Source organism: Pseudomonas fluorescens (genome assembly GCF_902497785.1).
Lineage (GTDB): Bacteria > Pseudomonadota > Gammaproteobacteria > Pseudomonadales > Pseudomonadaceae > Aquipseudomonas > Aquipseudomonas fluorescens_BO.
In genome coordinates this window covers 165,936-183,622 of record NZ_CABVHK010000013.1, presented here as the reverse complement: position 1 = coordinate 183,622, position 17,687 = coordinate 165,936, and the positions used below count along the sequence as shown (strand labels likewise).

Below are 17,687 nucleotides of genomic sequence, written 5' to 3'. Positions count from 1 at the left end.
TTTATTGCTTAAAGCAACACTGTAGTAGCTGTCGAAGCCTGCGTCCGAACGCGGCCCGAGCCGGACGCAGGCTTTGCCAGCCGCTACAGGGGGTGTAGCGGCTTAAAGGATCGGCATTACTTATGAAGCTGGTTTTACGCCATACCAGCGCGGCGTGTACACCCAACTTCCACCTTCGGCGCGTGGGAACACGCACGTTGTGGACGAACCGATCAACACCATGGTGCGCATATCAACCTGGTCGGGGGTCAACTGCCCGAGGGTAGTGTTTCGTAGCGTCTGCCCCGGACGGCCAATATCCCGCCCCAGCGTCACAGGTGTTTCAGGAGTCCGGTGCCGGGCAACGATCTCCAGCGCCCGACCCAATTGCCATGGCCGCGAACGCGAGATCGGGTTGTAGAAAGCCAGTGCCAGGTCGGCTTGAGCCGCCAGGTCCAGGCGCTTCTCGATGATCTCCCAAGGTTTGAGGTTGTCTGATAACGACAACACACAGAAGTCATGCCCCAACGGTGCACCCGCTTGCGCAGCGGTCGCCAATGACGCAGAAACACCGGGCAGAATTTCCAGGTCAACGTTGTGCCACGCGGCATCAGTGGACTCGTGAAGTGCTTCCAGCACCGCGGCGGCCATGGCAAAAACGCCCGGATCACCTGATGAAACCACCACGACTGAACGGCCTTGCGCCGCGAGCTCGAAGGCGTGACGCGCACGCTGCATCTCTTCGCGGTTATCGGTGCAATGCATCACTTGATCGGCACGGAACGGGCCGGCCATGCGCACATAGGTTTCGTAACCGAGTACGTCGTTGGCGCGAGCCAGCTCAGCCTTCACCGCTGGCACCATCAGGTCGGAAGCGCCAGGGCCGAGGCCGATCACCGCGAGACGTCCGCGAGGGCGACCGATCAACAATGGGTCCAGCGGTTGTTCCGCCACCGCGATGGCAATGCGATCATCGCCAAGAATCGAAACGGGCTGGCCGGCAGCGTTGCGCGCCAGCTCACTCATCGGTCCGACATCGGCGGCAAATCGCAACGGTACACCCAGTTCCAGCGCTGCTTCACGCAGCGATGCACTCGACATGTCGCTATCAGCGGCCAGCAGACAGGCCATCGATTGCACGGCAATTCCTGCCCGATGCAAAGCTTCGCGAACGGCGCTCGGCACACCGGCCACACCGGCACTGACTGCGACTAAAACGTTACGCGGATAGATCAATAATTCGTTGGGTGCCGGCGTTCGCTCGCAATGTCCGACATGAACAGCCAACCGGGCGCGCGGATGTTCAGGTAACTGCGCCTGCGCCAGCCACGGCGCCGCGCCTTCGATGCGCACCGTTTCACCGGCAAGCAAATCAGAGACGAAGCGCTTGCCCAACTCCAGATCGCCCAAGGCATAACCACTGGGAGGATTGAGCAGGCAGGTGCCGAAGCGTAATTCACCACTGGTAGTGATCGCGGCGGACACGTCCAGCGCCACGGCAATCTCCCGCGCAAGCACGTTAACGCCACCCAACCCGCCAAGCAGCGGAACCACCGCGCTGCCATCTTCGGCCACTGCCAGCACGGGTGGCTCGGCGCCTTTTTCCAGCAGCAACGGCGCCAGGGTGCGGATCACGATGCCGGCCGCGCACAGGGCAATGATCGGCGTGTCCTGTTCGTAGAACTCGCGCAAGGTGGCGCCGAATTCCTGATAGACACGATCGGCGCCCTCAACCCGCCCGGCCAGACCATGGACAAGGGCACCGGGGTAAATTTGTTGAATCTTGCGCGCGGTGGCGAGGCTGCCATTGCCGAGAATGACAATTGCGGGAGCTGGACGAGTCATCAGCCTTGCCACCTTTCACCCGGAACGATGATCAGCGAGAAATACGGCGAGGACATCGGCTCGACTTCATTCAGCGGCACAATTTTCTGGTTGGCCATGGTCGCGCGTTCGACATACAACGCGCGCTCGGCCAGGCCGAGCTCTTCAAGTACCTGACGAACCTTGGGGAAGTTACGCCCCAGCTTCATGATCACCGCCGCATCGGCGTCGGCGAGTCGACGCTTGAGGTCATCGTGGGGCAGTACGCCGGACAGCACCGACAGACTCTGATTGCGATACACCAGCGGCGCGCCGAGCACCGAAGCACCGCCCAGCATCGAGCAGACGCCGGGCACGACTTCGGCTTCATAGCGTTCGGCAAGGCGATCGTGCAGGTACATGTAGGAGCCGTAGAAGAACGGATCACCTTCGCAGATGACCGCCACGTCACGCCCCGCATCCAGGTGCGCGGCGAGTTCTGCGCCGGCCGCATCGTAAAAATCGCTGATCACTTGCTCATAGGACAGCGGTGCCGGTAACGCCTCGGTGGTGACCGGATAAACCAGCGGCAGCAAGGTTTGCGCGTCCTGCAAATGGGCTTCGATGATGCCGAAGGCGTTGCCCTTTTTACCTTTGGCAACGAAGTACGCCACTACCGGCGATTCACGCAGCAGGCGCAGGGCCTTGACGGTAATCAGCTCCGGATCGCCCGGGCCAACGCCAAGGCCGATCAAACGTCCGGGTTGCTGCATCATTCGATCTCCGTGGCGAGCGCATTGACAGCGGCGGCGGCCATGGCGCTTCCGCCCAGCCGGCCCTGCATGATGACGAAAGGCACGCCGCGACTGTCCGCCGCCAGCGCTGCCTTGGATTCGGCAGCGCCGACGAAGCCCACCGGGAAGCCGAGAATCAACGCCGGTTTCGGTGCTCCGGCGTCGAGCATTTCCAGCAGATAAAACAACGCGGTCGGTGCATTGCCGATCACCACCACGCTGCCTTCAAGGTGCGGGCGCCACAGCTCCAGCGCTGCAGCGGAGCGAGTGTTGCCCAGTTCACGCGCAAGCTCAGGAACGCTTTCATCGCGCAGCGTGCAGATGACCTGGTTGTTGGCTGGCAAACGCGTGCGGGTCACGCCTTCGGAGACCATTCGCGCGTCGCACAGGATCGGCGCACCGGCCGCCAGCGCATCGCGTCCGGCCTTGCCCGCACCGTTGGAAAACTGCAGACCGTCAATCGCGTTGACCATGCCGCAAGCATGAATCACCCGTACCGCGAGTTTTTCCAGATCGGCCGGAATGCGCTCGAGGTTGGCCTCGGCGCGAATGATCGCGAAGGAGTTGCGATAGATCTCCTGACCGTCGCGGATGTAATCAAGCATCAAGGGGGCTCCGTGAATGGGCGTCGAGCAAGGTCGCGACCGCTTCAATAGTAAGATTGCGTGCGTGCAGGGCGCCGAAACCCGGCTGCCCCGCTTCACGAAAATAGAGGTCGTAGTGACCGGTGGTGACGGCCAGTAGCGTCACCGGCGCGGTATGTGCAGCCGCGCACGACCGCGGGCAACCGGACAGATGCACGCTCAGGGCGCGACCCTGCTGTTGAAGCAAAGCCGCGAGCTGCAAAGCGTCGGCCTTGGTGTCGGCCAGGCCTTTGCCGCAGCCATTGGAACCGGTGCAGGCGATCAACCGCGACAGGGGCTGGCTGGCTTCGCAGGACAGCCCCAACTGTTGCAGGCGCCGAATGACTTCGGCGACATGCTCAGTGCGAATGTTGGGCACCAGCAGGCTTTGCCAAGGTGTAAATCGCAGACTGGCGTCGCCGAATTCCGCCGCCAATTGCGCCGCGCCCCTGAGCATTGTCGGGTTGAGCCGTCCAAGCGGCGGCACCGCACCGATATACAGGTGATCGGCTGCCGCTTGTGGATGAGCGCCAATGTGCAGAACTTCGCAATTGAAAGAGCGCCGCCAGCCCTTGATAGACTTCAACGACACCCGTTCAGCCAGTCGTTCGAGAAAACCGGCTACCGGGTAGTCGGCCAATAAATGACGCATACGCGTCTGATCCGGACGAGCCAACTCGAGAAACAAATCAAGCACAGCAACCACCAATGCGTGCCCATCCGCCAATCGCACCGCACTGTGCGGGGCGTCCGTCGGGCAACCACCCAGCCCGAAGGCCAGCCATTTTTCATTGTCCTGCTCGACGGCACTCAACCACAGATCGTGCGGATGCTCGAGCATCGCCAACGCCTCGCCACCATCCAGCAGCACGGCAAACTTGGCGCTGAGGTCATGGAAACGGGCGTTGGTTTGCACCGTAGCAAGAATCCGCTCTGCCAGAAGGCGCGTATCGAAGAGCATCTGCCGATCAATCCCGGCACTGGGGCTGAGCATCAGGTTGCGCACATCATCGCCGGCCGCAGTTTGCGGTCCCAGGCCCACAGCGAGCAGGCTGTCGATCAACGCCGCGTGCTCGCAGCCGATACCGCGTATCTGCAGGTTGGCGCGGTTCGTTGCCTCGATAACCCCTTTGGCAAAACGTTCGGCTGCACCCGCCACCGCCTCGGCCTGAAAAGTGCTGATCGAGCCGCCGTTCAATTTGATCCGACAGATACCACCATCCAGTGCCGGGACGATACGCAACAACCCCGGGCAGGCCGAGGGGCGTGAGGCAATGTACATCGGACGTTGGTTCAAGGATGTGACCGGTTCAGGTGGCGAGGCAGTTCGCAGGCGAGCGCGCGGTATTATGCCTGCTTTGCCGTGCGGCATGAAAAACTGCCGGTCGGAATACCTCTACGCAGAGAGACGGGATGAGCCAACCCTTCCGACCGGTCTGCTTACACCTTCAATTCAAGCTCGGAAAACCTCATGTCTCGCACCGCTTCGGCGAGCATGTCGCGGTACTTGTCCATCTCGCGCGGCCTGGCGGAAAATCGTCGCACCCGAATGTCCAGTTGCGAGGCGGGATGCTCCACCTCCCAAAACAGAAAAGCCGAACTCCAGTTCGTACTGAGCAACCGCACATTGGTGACGACGATTTCAAGTTCTTTGGCACGATTATATTCGGCCGGTAAAAAACGGAAGTCTCCAGACTGCTGAGCGCGTTCGGCAAACAAGTCGAGTGCAGAGCGATCATGTTCCAGAGCGACGAACGTATCTTTAATTTTCTGCAACCTCGCCCTGCTGACTTGCGTAGACAGTGCCTTCGCCCAACTCTCTACGAGGCTGCCGGAATAGTTGCTTTGAACGACCTGCACCGGCGCGTGCTCCAGACTCCAGCCGACGGACCAGAGCCTGCCGGACAGATGTTCGAACCACTGGGCCGGGTCAAGTTTCCTGCTGTAGCGAAGGTCGGCTTGATGCTCAGCCCATCGAAGACTGTTTTTTATGTAGTGTTTATCTTGCCTGGACAAGCCAGGAAAAAACGCCATCAAGTTGTCATCAAGTACGGAAGCACTTTCGGGCTCGACCGAGAAGTCTCTTTTTATAAATGCGACATCAATTTCCTGTTCCATTTTTTATTACCTGCCATCCTGGCTTCAATTGAAAAACCACCCTAACAAAAAATTCCGTTGAATAAAAAAACATACTCGACATTTGATTTCGCACGCGCTCGAAGTGGTGAATAGAAGGAAGTCAGTTCAAGGAAGCCGCGCTATCATGCCGCCTTCGAAGATCGACGCGGTTTTGAGGAACGGCATGACACCCTGGCTGACGGTAGTAGGTATCGGTGAAGACGGCTTCAAGGGTCTGGGCAAAAATGCCCGACACGCCCTGCTACGCGCGTCAAAAATCGTCGGCGCTCAACGCCAGCTCGATCTGCTGCCCACGTGCATCCGCAGCGAACGCCAACACTGGCCGAGTCCGTTCTCTCTCGACGCGGTACTGGCCCTGCGTGGCGAACCCGTCTGCGTATTGGCCAGCGGCGACCCGATGTTCTTCGGCGTCGGCGCCAGCCTCGCCCGGCAATTGCCCGGCGACGAAATGCTGATCCTGCCGGCGCCCTCGTCCTGCTCTCTGGCCGCTGCGCGGATGGGATGGCCGTTGCAGGATGTCGTCACGCTGTCAGTCGTCGCGCGGCCAATTGCGGCGCTCACCGCGCAGTTGTTCAGCGGCGTTCGTCTGCTGGTGCTCAGCAACGATGGCCAAAGCCCGGCGGCGATTGCGGCGTTGTTACGCGAACGCGGTTTTGGGCCGAGCCGCCTCACCGTGCTGGAACATCTGGGTGGCGAGGCCGAACGGCGAATCGAAGGCGTCGCCCAGGAGTGGGCCGATCCGCTGATCGCCGATCTGAACCTGATCGCCATCGAATGCATTGCCGGGCCGAACACGCCGCGCCTGTCGCGCCTGGCCGGCTTGCCGGACTCAGCTTTCAAACATGATGGTCAACTGACCAAACGCGATGTGCGGGCAATCACCCTGGCACGCCTCGCGCCGGTGCCGGGTGAATTGTTGTGGGATGTCGGCGCCGGCAGCGGCTCGATCGGTGTCGAATGGATGCGCGCCCACCCGAGTTGCCGGGCTCTGGCCATCGAGGCCGATGAGGGCCGACAGCTGTTGATCGAACACAACCGCGACGCGCTCGGCGTGCCAGGCTTGCAACTGATTCGTGGCAAGGCACCCCAGGCGCTGACCGGGCTTGAACGCCCGGATGCGATTTTCATTGGCGGCGGCGTCACGCGCGAGGGCGTGCTGGAAACGTGCTGGGCTCAGTTGAAACCCGGCGGCCGTCTGATCGCCAACGCCGTCACGCTGCAAAGTGAAATGACCCTGATGGCCTGGCGCGAACAGCACGGCGGCGAGCTGACGCGCCTTCATATTGCCCAGGCGCAGCCGCTGGGCGACTTTGACACGTGGCGTCAGGCACTGCCGATTACCTTGCTCGATGTGGTCAAGCCTTTCGATGCGTGACGAAACCGCCGAAACCCCCGCCCCCCTGCGCAGCGGCCTGACCACAGGCAGCTGCGCCACCGCTACCAGCCTCGCCGCCGCCCGATTACTGCTCGGCGGCCCGAGCGCGGACGCCGTCGAGATCGTCCTGCCAAAAGGCAAGCAGGTGCAGATGCGTCTGGAATTCTGTCGGTTGCTGGCTGACGGCGCAGAGGCTGGCACGATCAAGGACGCCGGCGACGATCCGGACGTGACTCACGGCGCACTGCTCTACTCTCAAGTGCGATTGGTCGCAGAACCGGGCGTTCGTTTCAGCGCCGGTCGCGGTGTCGGCACGGTCACCCGGCCAGGGCTGGTGCTGGGCGTCGGCGAACCGGCGATCAACCCGGTGCCGCGAAAGATGATCAGCGATCACTTGACCACGCTCGCGCAGGAGCTTGGCTATCGCGGCGGTTTCGCGGTGACGGTGAACGTCGAAGGCGGTGAGGCGCTCGCCCTGAAAACCATGAACCCGCGGCTGGGCATTCTCGGCGGCTTGTCGATACTCGGCACCAGCGGCATCGTCCGGCCGTTTTCCTGCGCGGCATACATTGCCTCGATCCATCAGGGCATCGACGTGGCGAAAACCAACGGTTATCTGCACATTGCCGCGTGCACCGGCAATGCCAGCGAAGACACCATGCGCCGCGTCTACAACCTGCCGGAAATCGCCCTGATCGAAATGGGCGACTTCGTCGGCGCCGTGCTCAAACACTTGCGTAAAGTGCCTGTGGCTAAACTCAGCCTGTGCGGCGGCTTTGGCAAGATCAGCAAACTCGCAGCCGGGCACATGGATTTGCACAGCCGGCATTCGAGTATCGACCTGCCGCAACTCGCCGAATGGGCCGCAGCCGTCGGCGCCGATCAAGCCTTGCAACAAGCGATGCGCGAGGCCAACACCAGCCAGCAGGCCCTGGCGATGGCCAGCGCCGCCGGCATCGCGCTCGGCGATGCGGTGTGCCGGCACGCCTTGGCCTTTGCGCGCAGCGTGGTGCCGGCGCAGGTTGAGATCGAAGTGTTTGCCATCGATCGCCAGGGCGCGATTGTCGGCCATGCGGGTACTTTTCAATGAAGCGCATCTTGCTGCTCGGCGGCGTCACGGAAGCACTGGCCATCGCCCGCACGCTGGGGCCACAACACATTTACAGCCTGGCCGGCGTCGGGCGGGTACCGACCGATTTGACGTGCCAGGTCCGGGTCGGTGGTTTCGGCGGCGCAGACGGTCTGGCGCAGTTCATCCATGATCAATCCATCGGCCTGCTGCTCGACGCGACGCATCCCTATGCCGCGCAAATCAGCCAGAACGCCGCGACCGCCGCGCAGCTGACCGGCATTCCCTGCTGGGCACTCAGGCGCCCGGCCTGGCAACCGCAAACCGGGGATGACTGGCGCGAAGTCAGCGACTGGGCCGAGTTGATCGAAGCACTTGAACCCTTCCGCCGCCCCCTGTTCACCCTCGGCCGCGAACCCTTGCAACACCTGCACGAAATCCCGCCAGAGCAATTCTGGACATTACGCGCCCTGGACGTGTATCCCGGTAACCAGCGCTGCGAAGTGATCGGCGCACGCGGGCCGTTCCTGATCAACGATGAACGCGAGCTGTTTGAACGGAAGCAGATTGATGTGCTGATCAGCAAAAACAGCGGCAGCACCGCCACCGAACCGAAACTGGAAGTGGCGCGCGAGCGTGGGGTGCCGGTGCTGGTGTTGAAGCGGCCGGTGTTGGTGGGGGTGGATCGGGAGTTTGGCAGTGTAGGTGACTTGGTGATTGCCCTATCTGCGTCAGACCTTTCTTGAGACATGCTGAGTTCGGTTGCTTTGCCCGCAACACTCCCGGAAAGCGCCGACTGTACCTCCAATAGCTTCAATCCTATATTCCCGTTCCTTCGAATCCTCCAAGCAAAGACTCGATTCTTCAGGAACAACCCAACGCGAGTCGAGGAAAGGGTTGCTTGCCAATATGTATCCCAAGGAATACGATCCGACATGATCGACTTCGAACGATCCAAAGCATTTGCCGATTGGCTCGACTGCCTGAGAGACACCATCGGAAAAGCCAGGATCATTGCCCGACTCCGGGCAGCCGAACATGGCAATTTTGGCGATTGCGAACCCGTAGGTGAATCCGTCTATGAAATGCGGGTTCATCACGGTCCGGGCTACCGGATGTATTTCACTCGCCGAGGTGAAATTGTTTACCTGCTGCTGGTTGGTGGCGATAAATCGACTCAAAAACGAGATATCAAACGCGCTATTCAGATGGCGCAAAACATCGGTAATGAGGAGTAGATCATGGCCGAACAATTCACCCGTTTCGATGCCGCCGAGTTTCTCAAAACACCCGAGGAGATGGCTGCTTATCTGGACGCTTGCTTTGAAGAGGATGCCGGCGATGGAGTTTTGATACGGGCGGCGCTCAACGACATAGCAAGAGCGCAGGGAATGACACAGGTTGCACGTGATGCAGGCTTGGGCCGCGAGAGTTTGTATAAAGCATTGAGCAGCACAGGCAATCCGGAATTCGCGACTATCATGAAGGTTATGAAAGCGCTGGGTCTGCGGTTACATGCCACTGCGATCTGAGCACTGCGACACCAAACCGCACGCCGCTTTTTTACTTATCGGCATTGATCAGGCTAAATAGCCGCGCCTGATCGCCCACCTGACCGGATCTGTCCCATGTCTCGACAACGGCTCGCATTTGCCTGGATAGCCTGCTTCGCAGTGCTGTTCAACATGCTCGCCATGCCGATGAGCGGAGCGATGGCGCGGACGGCGAATTCGCCGGTCGAGCAGGTGATGTGGGGCAGTTTCTGTTCGTCCGGTGGCACCAAGATGGTGGCAACGTCTCTGGGCACGATCGACCAGAACCCTGCGCAGAATGACGAACATTCCAACATGCAGCATTGCTGGTGTTGCTCCGGCTCTGCACCGCTGGTGGCATTGCCCGGGCATGTGCCGCAGTTGTACTTCGCGCGTTTCGAGGCCAATCGAAGCCTGCCCGCAGCCTCAATCGATCACCCTGCTCCACGCCAGCAATGGCCGAGCCTCAACCCCCGCGCTTCCCCTCTGGTGTGATGCCTTCTCGCAATTGACTGCGTTTTGAATCGTTTCCGGAGAATTGCCATGTTGAACAAACTCATCGTTCTGGCTGCGTTGCTGCTGCCTGCCTGCTTTGCCAATGCCCATGAATACAAGGCTGGCGCGCTTGAAATCGCCCATCCGTGGTCGCAAGAGCTGCCACCGAATGCGCCGACCGTTGCGGCGTATTTTGTGATTCAAAACACCGGAAAAACGGCTGACCGCCTGCTCAGCGTCGACTCGCCGATTGCCGGCATTGCGCAGTTGCACGAGCATGTGATGCAACACGATCTGATGAAAATGCAGCAGGTGCCCGCCGTCGAAATTCCGGCCGGAGGCAACGTCACTTTTGCACCGATGGCGTATCACGTCATGTTGCTGGAACTGAAAGATCGCAGCCTGCTGAGCGACGGCAAGCGCTTCCCGTTGACGATGCATTTCGAGAAGTCCGGCGCGGTGACGGTTGACGTTACGGTGCAGAAAACCGCGCCGGACGGCCTGCAAGCGCATGCGCACAAACCGTAATCGCCAGCGCTGAATACGCCCATGCGACCGCTTAGCGTCAGGTCATCCGCCCCCCGTCGTCAGGCTTTGCACCTGACCCGCGGCAGCTGGATCAGCCTGTTCGCCATGTTGATGATTTTCATCGGCCCGCTGATTTCCCAGTCGATGCCGATGGATCAGCGCGCCTCCGCTCTGATGAGCGCCTCCATGAACATGTCGATGGACATGAGCATGGAGGCGATGGACCACACCGGTCACGACGCCCAACCCGCCGCCGAGCACTGCCCACCCAAAACCTCCCATCACGCAATCTGGGAAAAGTGCGGCTATTGCAACCTGCTATTTAATTGCCCGGCGCTGACCGGCGGCCAGTCTTTCATTGCGTTCGATACGCCGGCAGCCACCACCTTCAACACCCCCGCCACACGCCTGGGCCATGCCCGGCAATCCTTCTTCCCCGGCGCCCGCACCCGCGCCCCGCCTGTCGTCGCGTAAACACCACCCAATCTCACACGGTTCTGAAGACAGCCAAAGCAACCTGTGGGAGAGAGCTTGTGTGGCGAGGGAGCTTGCTCCCGCTGGGCTGCGTAGCGGCCCCTTTTTATGAGTGCTGCGCACTCAAGCGGGAGCAAGCTCCCTCGCCACACAAGCTCCCTCCCACAGGGAATGCGCAGGCTGCCGGCCGTGTCGTTTACGACTGTTCGATGGAAATTGTCATGTCCAGGTTTTCTGCTGACACACGCTTGGGTTCTGCCCAGGCTTCTTTTGCCCTGAACGAAACACGCGTCCGTTTCAGGCACGCTACCGCCGTTCTTTGCGGCGCGCTGCTGACACCGATGGTGCTGGCCGATGATCACGCCGGCCACACTGAAGAACTGAGCCCGACGGTAATTACCGCCATCGCGCCGAGTTCGCCGCTGACCATCGTCACCAACCCCAAGGACCCGCGCCAACCGGTGCCGGCCAGCGACGGAGGTGATTATCTGAAAACCATCCCCGGCTTCGCCCTCGTGCGCAACGGCGGCACCAACGGCGATCCGGTGTTGCGCGGCATGTTCGGCTCGCGCCTGAATATCCTCACCAACGGCAGCATGATGCTCGGCGCCTGCCCCGGCCGGATGGACGCACCGACCTCCTACATCTCGCCGGAAACCTACGACAAACTCACGGTCATCAAAGGTCCGCAAACCGTGCTGTGGGGACCGGGCGCGTCGGCCGGCACCGTCCTGTTTGACCGTGAGCCGGAAAGCTTCGGCGAACTCGGTACACGGGTGAACGCCAGCGTCCTGGCCGGTTCCAACGGCCGCTTCGACAAAGTAGTGGACGCCGCGGCAGGCGGGCCTCTGGGTTACGTACGGGTGATCGGCAACACCGCGCATTCCGACGATTACCGGGACGGCAACAACGACACCGTGGGCTCGCGTTATGACAAGTGGAACGGCGACGTCGCCGTTGGCTGGACCCCGGACGCCGACACGCTGCTGGAACTGACCGCTGGCAAGGGCGATGGCGAAGCGCGTTACGCCGGGCGCGGCATGGACGGTTCACAATTCTTGCGCGAAAGCCTGGGCCTGCGCTTCGAAAAATCCGGCATCGGCGACGTGCTGGACAAGGTCGAAGCGCAGATTTACTACAACTACGCCGACCACGTGATGGACAACTACACCCTGCGCAGGCCGTCGGGCACCGGGATGATGGCCGGCCCGATGGCCTCCAACGTTGACCGCCGCACCCTCGGCGCACGGATCAAAGCCACTTGGCGCTGGGCCGATGTGCAGTTGATCAGCGGCATCGATGCGCAGACCAACGAGCACCGTCAACGCAGCAGCATGGGCATCGACACCTATAAAAACCTGCCGTACACCAAGGACGCCGATTTCCATAACTACGGGGTGTTCAGCGAACTGACCTGGTATGCCGCCGACCGTGACCGGCTGATCACCGGCGCACGCCTGGACCGTGCCTCGGCCAAGGACTTCCGGCAAACCACCGGTTCCGGAATGATGACCCGCGCCAACCCGACCGCCGACCATACCCGCGCCGACACCCTGCCCAGCGGCTTCATCCGTTATGAGCATGACCTGGCCGACAGCCCGACCACCCTCTATGCAGGCCTTGGCCACACCCAGCGTTTCCCGGATTACTGGGAGCTGTTTTCCCCAAACGCCGGCCCCGTCGGCTCGGTGAACGCCTTCGATTCGATCAAACCCGAGAAAACCACCCAGCTCGACTTCGGCCTGCAATACAAGACCGAAGACCTCGAAGCCTGGGCTTCGGGTTACGTCGGGCAAGTGCGCGATTACATCCTGTTCAACTACCGGCCCGGCATGATGGGCATGACCTCGCAAGCCGAGAACATCGACGCGCGGATCATGGGCGGCGAACTCGGGGCCGCTTACAAACTGACGTCGAACTGGAAGGCCGACGCCACCCTGGCCTACGCCTGGGGCAAGAACAGCAGCGACGGCAATGCGCTGCCGCAAATGCCGCCGCTGGACGCGCGATTCGGCCTGACCTACAGCGAAGACAATTGGAGCGCCGGCGCACTGTGGAGAGTGGTCGCCGCGCAAAACCGCATTGACCAGAACAAGGGCAACGTGGTCGGCAAGGACTTCGACAAAACCTCGGGTTTTGGCGTGTTCTCGCTCAACGGCGCCTATCGTATCAACAAGCACTGGAAGGTCAGCAGCGGCGTCGACAACCTGTTCGGCAAGGCTTATGCCGAGCACTTGAACCTGGCCGGCAACGCCGGTTTCGGCTACCCGGCCAATGACCCGCAAGCCATTAAAGAGCCGGGGCGAACGCTCTGGACCAAGGTGGACATGAGTTTCTAACAAAAAAAGTCAAAGGATCGCAGGCTGCGCCAGCTCCTACAATGCGTACACCTGTAGGAGCTGTCGAGTGAAACGAGGCTGCGATCTTTTCAAGACAACTGAATCGCCAAGCGGAGCACAACCGATGAAGCAGCCCAAACCGAATTTCTACAACCTGGCCTGGCGTTGGCATTTCTATGCCGGTCTGTTCGTCGCGCCATTCATGGTAATGCTGGCCCTGACCGGGGTCATTTACCTGTTCAAGCCGCAACTCGATCCGCTGATGTACGGCAACCTGTTGAACGTCCCGGCCGGCCATCACAGCCTCCCGGCCGACGACCTGCTCAAACGGGTCAAAGGGGCTTATCCGCAAGCCACGGTCACGCAGTACCTGCCACCGGTCAACGCAGAACGCAGCGCGCAGTTTGTCGTGCTCAATGGCGACACCGAGCTCAACGTGTTCGTCGATCCCTACCGTGGCGACCTTCTCGGCGAGCAAGACGCGAAGATGAATCTGCAAGCCGTGGCGCGGGCGATTCACGGTGAATTGATGATCGGCACAATTGGTGATCGGCTGGTCGAACTGGCCGCCGGCTGGGCCATTGTGCTGGTGGTGTCCGGGGTCTTCCTGTGGTGGCCGCGCGGCCAGGCGGCGGGTATTTTGTGGCCGCGCTTGAGCAGTCGCGGCCGGGTACTGTGGCGCGACCTGCATGCCGTCACCGGGTTCTGGGGCGCCGCTTTTCTGCTGGTAATGCTGCTCAGCGGCATGACCTGGACCGGGTTCTGGGGCAAACAATACGCCGGCGTATGGAACGTGTTCCCGGACGCGATGTGGAATGACATGCCCAAGTCCGACGTCGAAGCCCGCAGCCTGAATACGGCCACCCGCCAGACCGTGCCCTGGGCCATGGAAAACACGCCGATGCCAATGTCCGGTGACCACGCCGAACACATGGCCCACGACGGCGCGCAAGCTGGCCCCGCCGCGCCGACCATCAGCCTGCAAGACGTGCAAAACGTCGCCGTGCAACGCAAGGTCGAACCGGGCTACAGCATCACCTTGCCGACTACGGCAACCGGCGTGTTCACCATTGCGGTATTCGCCGACGACCCGCGCAACGACGCCACGCTGCACGTCGATCAGTACACCGGCGATGTCCTCGCCGATGTGCGCTGGGAGCATTACGGCACGGTGGCCCGCGCCACGGAAACCGGCGTGATGTTGCACGAAGGCAAAATGTTCGGCGTGGTCAACCAGATCATCGTGCTGCTGATTTGCCTGATGATTCTGCTCAGCGCCGTCAGCGGCGTGGTGATCTGGTGGAAGCGTCGGCCACAAGGAAAATTCGGCGTTCCACCGCTGCGCCACGACCTGCCGAAATGGAAAACCGCGATGGTCATCATGCTCGCCCTCGCGGTGGCGTTTCCGCTGGTAGGCGCATCGCTGGTCGTCGTGTGGTTGCTGGACCGCCTGCTGTTCTCGCGCTTCAACCGGCAAACTGAATCGACTTCACCTTCATCATGAAACAGGCGAGATACGCGAGGTAGAGGGTTCTGTAAACTTCGCGCCTTCACATGAATTGTGTAGGGCGCTGAAGGCCTCTTCGCGAGCAGGCTCGCTCCCACAGGAATTGCGTAAGACCTGTGGGAGCGAGCCTGCTCGCGAAGGCATCATCAGCACCACCGAAAACCTCAGAGCTAACGCATGACCTCGCTGAACCTCACTCACCTCGCCTGGACACCTCTTGGCCACGGCCATTGTCATCACCAGTTCCAGCTGCGTGATGCCTCGCTGCACGTGGCCGCCGGTGAGTTTGTCGGGTTGATCGGCCCCAACGGCAGCGGCAAAACCAGCCTGCTGCGCTGCGCTTATCGCTTCAGCAAACCGGACAGCGGCGAGGTCATCCTCGACCACCAGAATGTCTGGAAGCAGACCTCCCGCTGGTGCGCGCAACGCATCGCCGTGGTGCTGCAAGAGTTCCCCGACGCCTTCGGCCTGACCGTCGAAGAGGTCGTCGCGATGGGTCGCACGCCGCACAAAGGCCTGTTCGACGGCGACACCCTCGAAGATCGAAACCTCGCCACTCAAGCCTTGGAATCGGTGGGCCTCGAAGGCTTCGAAGACCACGCCTTCGCCACCCTCTCCGGCGGTGAAAAACAGCGTGTGATCCTCGCTCGCGCCCTGACCCAGCAACCGCAATTGCTGATCCTCGACGAGCCGACCAATCACCTCGACCCACGCTATCCGCTGGAACTTCTGCAACTGGTCAAACGCCTGAAGATCGGCACGCTCGCCAGCATCCACGACCTCAATCTGGCCGCCGCTTTCTGCGATCGGCTGTACGTCATCAATCACGGTCGTATCGTCGCCAGCGGCACAGCCGAAGAAGTCCTGACTGCCCCCTTGCTGCGCGAGGTGTTTGGCGTCGAAGCCCTGATCGACCAACACCCTTTGCACGGCTACCCACGAATCACCTGGATCACCCAACCATGAATGTGCGTTCCCTGCTGTGCACCGCGCTGTTGCTGGGCAGTGCCCAGGCACTGGCCGAGGCCACCCATTACCCGCTGACCCTCCAGAGCTGCAACCGCGAAGTGACCTTCACGCAAGCACCGAAACAGGCGGTCAGTCACGACATCAACATGACCCAGATGATGCTCGCCCTCGGTCTCAAATCGAGCATGGCCGGCTACAGCGGTGTCACCGGCTGGAAGTCGGTGACACCTGAAATGCAGACCATTCTTGACGACTTGCCCGAGCTGGCGGCGAAGTACCCGTCGGTGGAAACCCTGCTCAATGCGAACGTCGATTTTTTCTTCGCCGGTTGGGATTACGGCATGCGCGTCGGGGGTGACCTGACGCCGCAGACCCTCGCGCCGTTGGGCATCAACGTCTATGAGCTGACCGAATCCTGTGCCTTCGTGATGAAGCGCCCCCCTGCCTCGCTGGACGATACCTACAACGACCTGCGCAACCTCGGCAAAATCTTCGACGTGCAGGATCGCGCAAATGCCTTGATCGCAACGATGCAGGCGCAGGTTGCCGAGGTGCGCAAAACCCTGCCCGCCGACAAACCACGGGTGTTCCTTTATGACAGCGGCGAAGATCGCGCCATGACCTCCGGCCGTCTCGGCATGCCACAAGCCCTGATCGATGCGGCGGGCGGGCGCAACATTCTGGATGACGTCGAGGCGAGCTGGACCCGGGTCAACTGGGAGAACGTGGTCGCGCGTAATCCGCAGGTGATCGTGATCGTCGATTACGGCGAGGTGACGGCGCAGCAGAAGGTGCAATTCCTGCGCAGCAACCCTGCACTGCAATCGGTGGACGCGATCAAGCATCAGCGCTTCATCGTGATTCCTTACGTGCAGGCCACACCCGGCATCGATAACGTGCTGGCGGTCAAAACACTGGCCAAGGGTTTCCACGGCGAATGATCAATCGTCGCTACGCTTTGCTGCTGATCGCACTCGGCGCGTTGTTGCTGGTGTCGTGCGTGGTTTCGCTGGGGTTCGGCCCGGCGCGGGTACCCGTGGACGTGGTCTGGCGGATCTTGCTGCACAAAGTGTTGGGTATCGGCGAAGTGAATTGGGCCGCCGGCCAGGAACACATCGTGTGGCTGATCCGTGTGCCGCGCATGCTGCTCGGTGCACTGGTGGGCGCCGGCCTGGCCTTGATCGGCGCGGTGTTGCAAGCGGTCACGCGCAATCCGCTGGCCGATCCGCATTTGCTCGGGGTGACCTCGGGCGCCACCCTCGGTGCCGTGATCGTGGTGCTGCATGTCGGTGAAATCGTCGGCCTGCTGACCCTGCCGATTGCGGCGTTTATCGGTGCGCTGCTAAGCATGCTGATCGTGCTGATGATCGCCAACCGCAGTGGCCGGCTGGACAGTGATCGACTGCTGTTGTGCGGGGTGGCGGTGTCGTTCGTGATGATGGCGATCGCCAATCTGCTGCTGTTTCTCGGCGATCACCGCGCGAGTTCGGCGGTGATGTTCTGGATGCTCGGCGGGCTCGGGTTGGCACGCTGGGAGTTGCTCGCGGTGCCGGCCGCCAGCGTCCTGCTCGGGCTGGTTCTGCTGCTGGGCATGGCGCGGCCGTTGAATGCGTTGATGGCGGGCGAGCAGACGGCGGTAACCCTTGGGCTTAATGCTCGCACCGTACGGCTGCGGGTGTTTTTGATTGCGTCACTGATGACCGGGGTGCTGGTGTCGATCAGCGGCTCCATCGGTTTTGTCGGGTTGATGGTGCCGCACATTGCGCGTCGCCTGGTCGGCGCCGAGCATCGTCGATTGCTGCCGGTGTGCGTGTTGCTGGGCAGCGTATTCCTCGTTTGGGTGGATGTCGCGGCGCGCACGTTGATCGCTCCCGAAGACTTGCCCATCGGCGTTGCCACCGCAGCCATCGGCGGGCTGTTCTTCATCGGCCTGATGCGCCGCCGCTGACATCGACACCCCCTTGTAGGAGCTGTCGAGAGAAACGAGGCTGCGATCTTTTGATTTTTAAAATCAAGATCAAAAGATCGCAGCCTCGTTTCTCTCGACAGCTCCTACAGGGA

General features: G+C 61.3%; 18 protein-coding genes. 13 read left to right on the top strand and 5 right to left on the bottom strand.

The window, feature by feature from the left end; genetic code table 11:
* Positions 1 to 120: 120 nt before the first annotated feature.
* The 5 genes from cobJ to F8N62_RS20255 all read right to left on the bottom strand — a co-directional run bounded on the left by cobJ (position 121) and on the right by F8N62_RS20255 (position 5,317).
* Positions 121 to 1,824, bottom strand: a complete 1,704-nt coding sequence (gene cobJ, locus F8N62_RS20275) for a precorrin-3B C(17)-methyltransferase (protein WP_150712347.1) — start codon at positions 1,822 to 1,824, stop codon at positions 121 to 123.
* Positions 1,824 to 2,555 carry a precorrin-2 C(20)-methyltransferase gene (locus F8N62_RS20270; protein WP_150712378.1) on the bottom strand — a complete coding sequence of 244 codons (732 nt, stop codon included), beginning with the start codon at positions 2,553 to 2,555 and terminating at the stop codon, positions 1,824 to 1,826. The genes cobJ and F8N62_RS20270 overlap by 1 nt, the downstream gene beginning before the upstream one ends.
* Positions 2,555 to 3,181 (bottom strand): precorrin-8X methylmutase, encoded by a 627-nt coding sequence (locus F8N62_RS20265; RefSeq protein ID WP_150712346.1) that lies wholly within the window; start codon positions 3,179 to 3,181, stop codon positions 2,555 to 2,557. Before F8N62_RS20265 ends, F8N62_RS20270 begins: the two co-directional genes overlap by 1 nt.
* Entirely contained in the window at positions 3,174 to 4,481 is a 1,308-nt protein-coding gene (gene cobG / locus F8N62_RS20260) for a precorrin-3B synthase (RefSeq protein ID WP_318181558.1), read from the bottom strand. Before cobG ends, F8N62_RS20265 begins: the two co-directional genes overlap by 8 nt.
* Positions 4,482 to 4,639: 158 nt before the next feature.
* Positions 4,640 to 5,317 (bottom strand): hypothetical protein, encoded by a 678-nt coding sequence (locus F8N62_RS20255; protein WP_150712344.1) that lies wholly within the window; start codon positions 5,315 to 5,317, stop codon positions 4,640 to 4,642.
* A 184-nt stretch (positions 5,318 to 5,501) separates the two neighbouring features.
* On the opposite strand from F8N62_RS20255, the gene cbiE reads away from it, so the two are divergent.
* The 13 genes from cbiE (at position 5,502) to F8N62_RS20190 (ending at position 17,574) form a co-directional block, all read left to right on the top strand.
* A complete protein-coding gene (gene cbiE / locus F8N62_RS20250) occupies positions 5,502 to 6,713 on the top strand; it encodes a precorrin-6y C5,15-methyltransferase (decarboxylating) subunit CbiE (protein ID WP_150712377.1) in 1,212 nt (403 codons plus the stop codon).
* Positions 6,706 to 7,803, top strand: a complete 1,098-nt coding sequence (locus F8N62_RS20245; protein WP_150712343.1) for a cobalt-precorrin-5B (C(1))-methyltransferase — start codon at positions 6,706 to 6,708, stop codon at positions 7,801 to 7,803. Before cbiE ends, F8N62_RS20245 begins: the two co-directional genes overlap by 8 nt.
* Positions 7,800 to 8,528, top strand: coding sequence for a cobalt-precorrin-6A reductase (locus F8N62_RS20240; protein WP_150712342.1), 729 nt, complete (start codon positions 7,800 to 7,802; stop codon positions 8,526 to 8,528). The genes F8N62_RS20245 and F8N62_RS20240 overlap by 4 nt, the downstream gene beginning before the upstream one ends.
* Positions 8,529 to 8,717: 189 nt before the next feature.
* Positions 8,718 to 9,020 (top strand): type II toxin-antitoxin system RelE/ParE family toxin, encoded by a 303-nt coding sequence (locus tag F8N62_RS20235; RefSeq protein WP_150712341.1) that lies wholly within the window; start codon positions 8,718 to 8,720, stop codon positions 9,018 to 9,020.
* A 3-nt stretch (positions 9,021 to 9,023) separates the two neighbouring features.
* Positions 9,024 to 9,314 carry an addiction module antidote protein gene (locus F8N62_RS20230; RefSeq protein WP_150712340.1) on the top strand — a complete coding sequence of 97 codons (291 nt, stop codon included), beginning with the start codon at positions 9,024 to 9,026 and terminating at the stop codon, positions 9,312 to 9,314.
* A 96-nt stretch (positions 9,315 to 9,410) separates the two neighbouring features.
* Positions 9,411 to 9,809, top strand: a complete 399-nt coding sequence (locus F8N62_RS20225; RefSeq protein ID WP_150712339.1) for a DUF2946 domain-containing protein — start codon at positions 9,411 to 9,413, stop codon at positions 9,807 to 9,809.
* Positions 9,810 to 9,857: 48 nt separating this feature from the next.
* Positions 9,858 to 10,337 carry a copper chaperone PCu(A)C gene (locus F8N62_RS20220; RefSeq protein WP_150712338.1) on the top strand — a complete coding sequence of 160 codons (480 nt, stop codon included), beginning with the start codon at positions 9,858 to 9,860 and terminating at the stop codon, positions 10,335 to 10,337.
* Positions 10,338 to 10,358: 21 nt separating this feature from the next.
* Entirely contained in the window at positions 10,359 to 10,811 is a 453-nt protein-coding gene (locus F8N62_RS20215; RefSeq protein WP_150712337.1) for a DUF2946 domain-containing protein, read from the top strand.
* Between the two features lie 221 nt (positions 10,812 to 11,032).
* Entirely contained in the window at positions 11,033 to 13,150 is a 2,118-nt protein-coding gene (locus F8N62_RS20210) for a TonB-dependent copper receptor (RefSeq protein ID WP_150712336.1), read from the top strand.
* A gap of 124 nt (positions 13,151 to 13,274) precedes the next feature.
* A complete protein-coding gene (locus F8N62_RS20205; protein WP_150712335.1) occupies positions 13,275 to 14,654 on the top strand; it encodes a PepSY-associated TM helix domain-containing protein in 1,380 nt (459 codons plus the stop codon).
* Positions 14,655 to 14,834: 180 nt separating this feature from the next.
* Positions 14,835 to 15,623, top strand: a complete 789-nt coding sequence (locus tag F8N62_RS20200) for an ABC transporter ATP-binding protein (protein ID WP_150712334.1) — start codon at positions 14,835 to 14,837, stop codon at positions 15,621 to 15,623.
* Entirely contained in the window at positions 15,620 to 16,567 is a 948-nt protein-coding gene (locus tag F8N62_RS20195) for an ABC transporter substrate-binding protein (RefSeq protein ID WP_150712333.1), read from the top strand. The genes F8N62_RS20200 and F8N62_RS20195 overlap by 4 nt, the downstream gene beginning before the upstream one ends.
* Positions 16,564 to 17,574 carry a FecCD family ABC transporter permease gene (locus F8N62_RS20190; protein ID WP_150712332.1) on the top strand — a complete coding sequence of 337 codons (1,011 nt, stop codon included), beginning with the start codon at positions 16,564 to 16,566 and terminating at the stop codon, positions 17,572 to 17,574. The genes F8N62_RS20195 and F8N62_RS20190 overlap by 4 nt, the downstream gene beginning before the upstream one ends.
* Positions 17,575 to 17,687 lie beyond the last annotated feature (113 nt).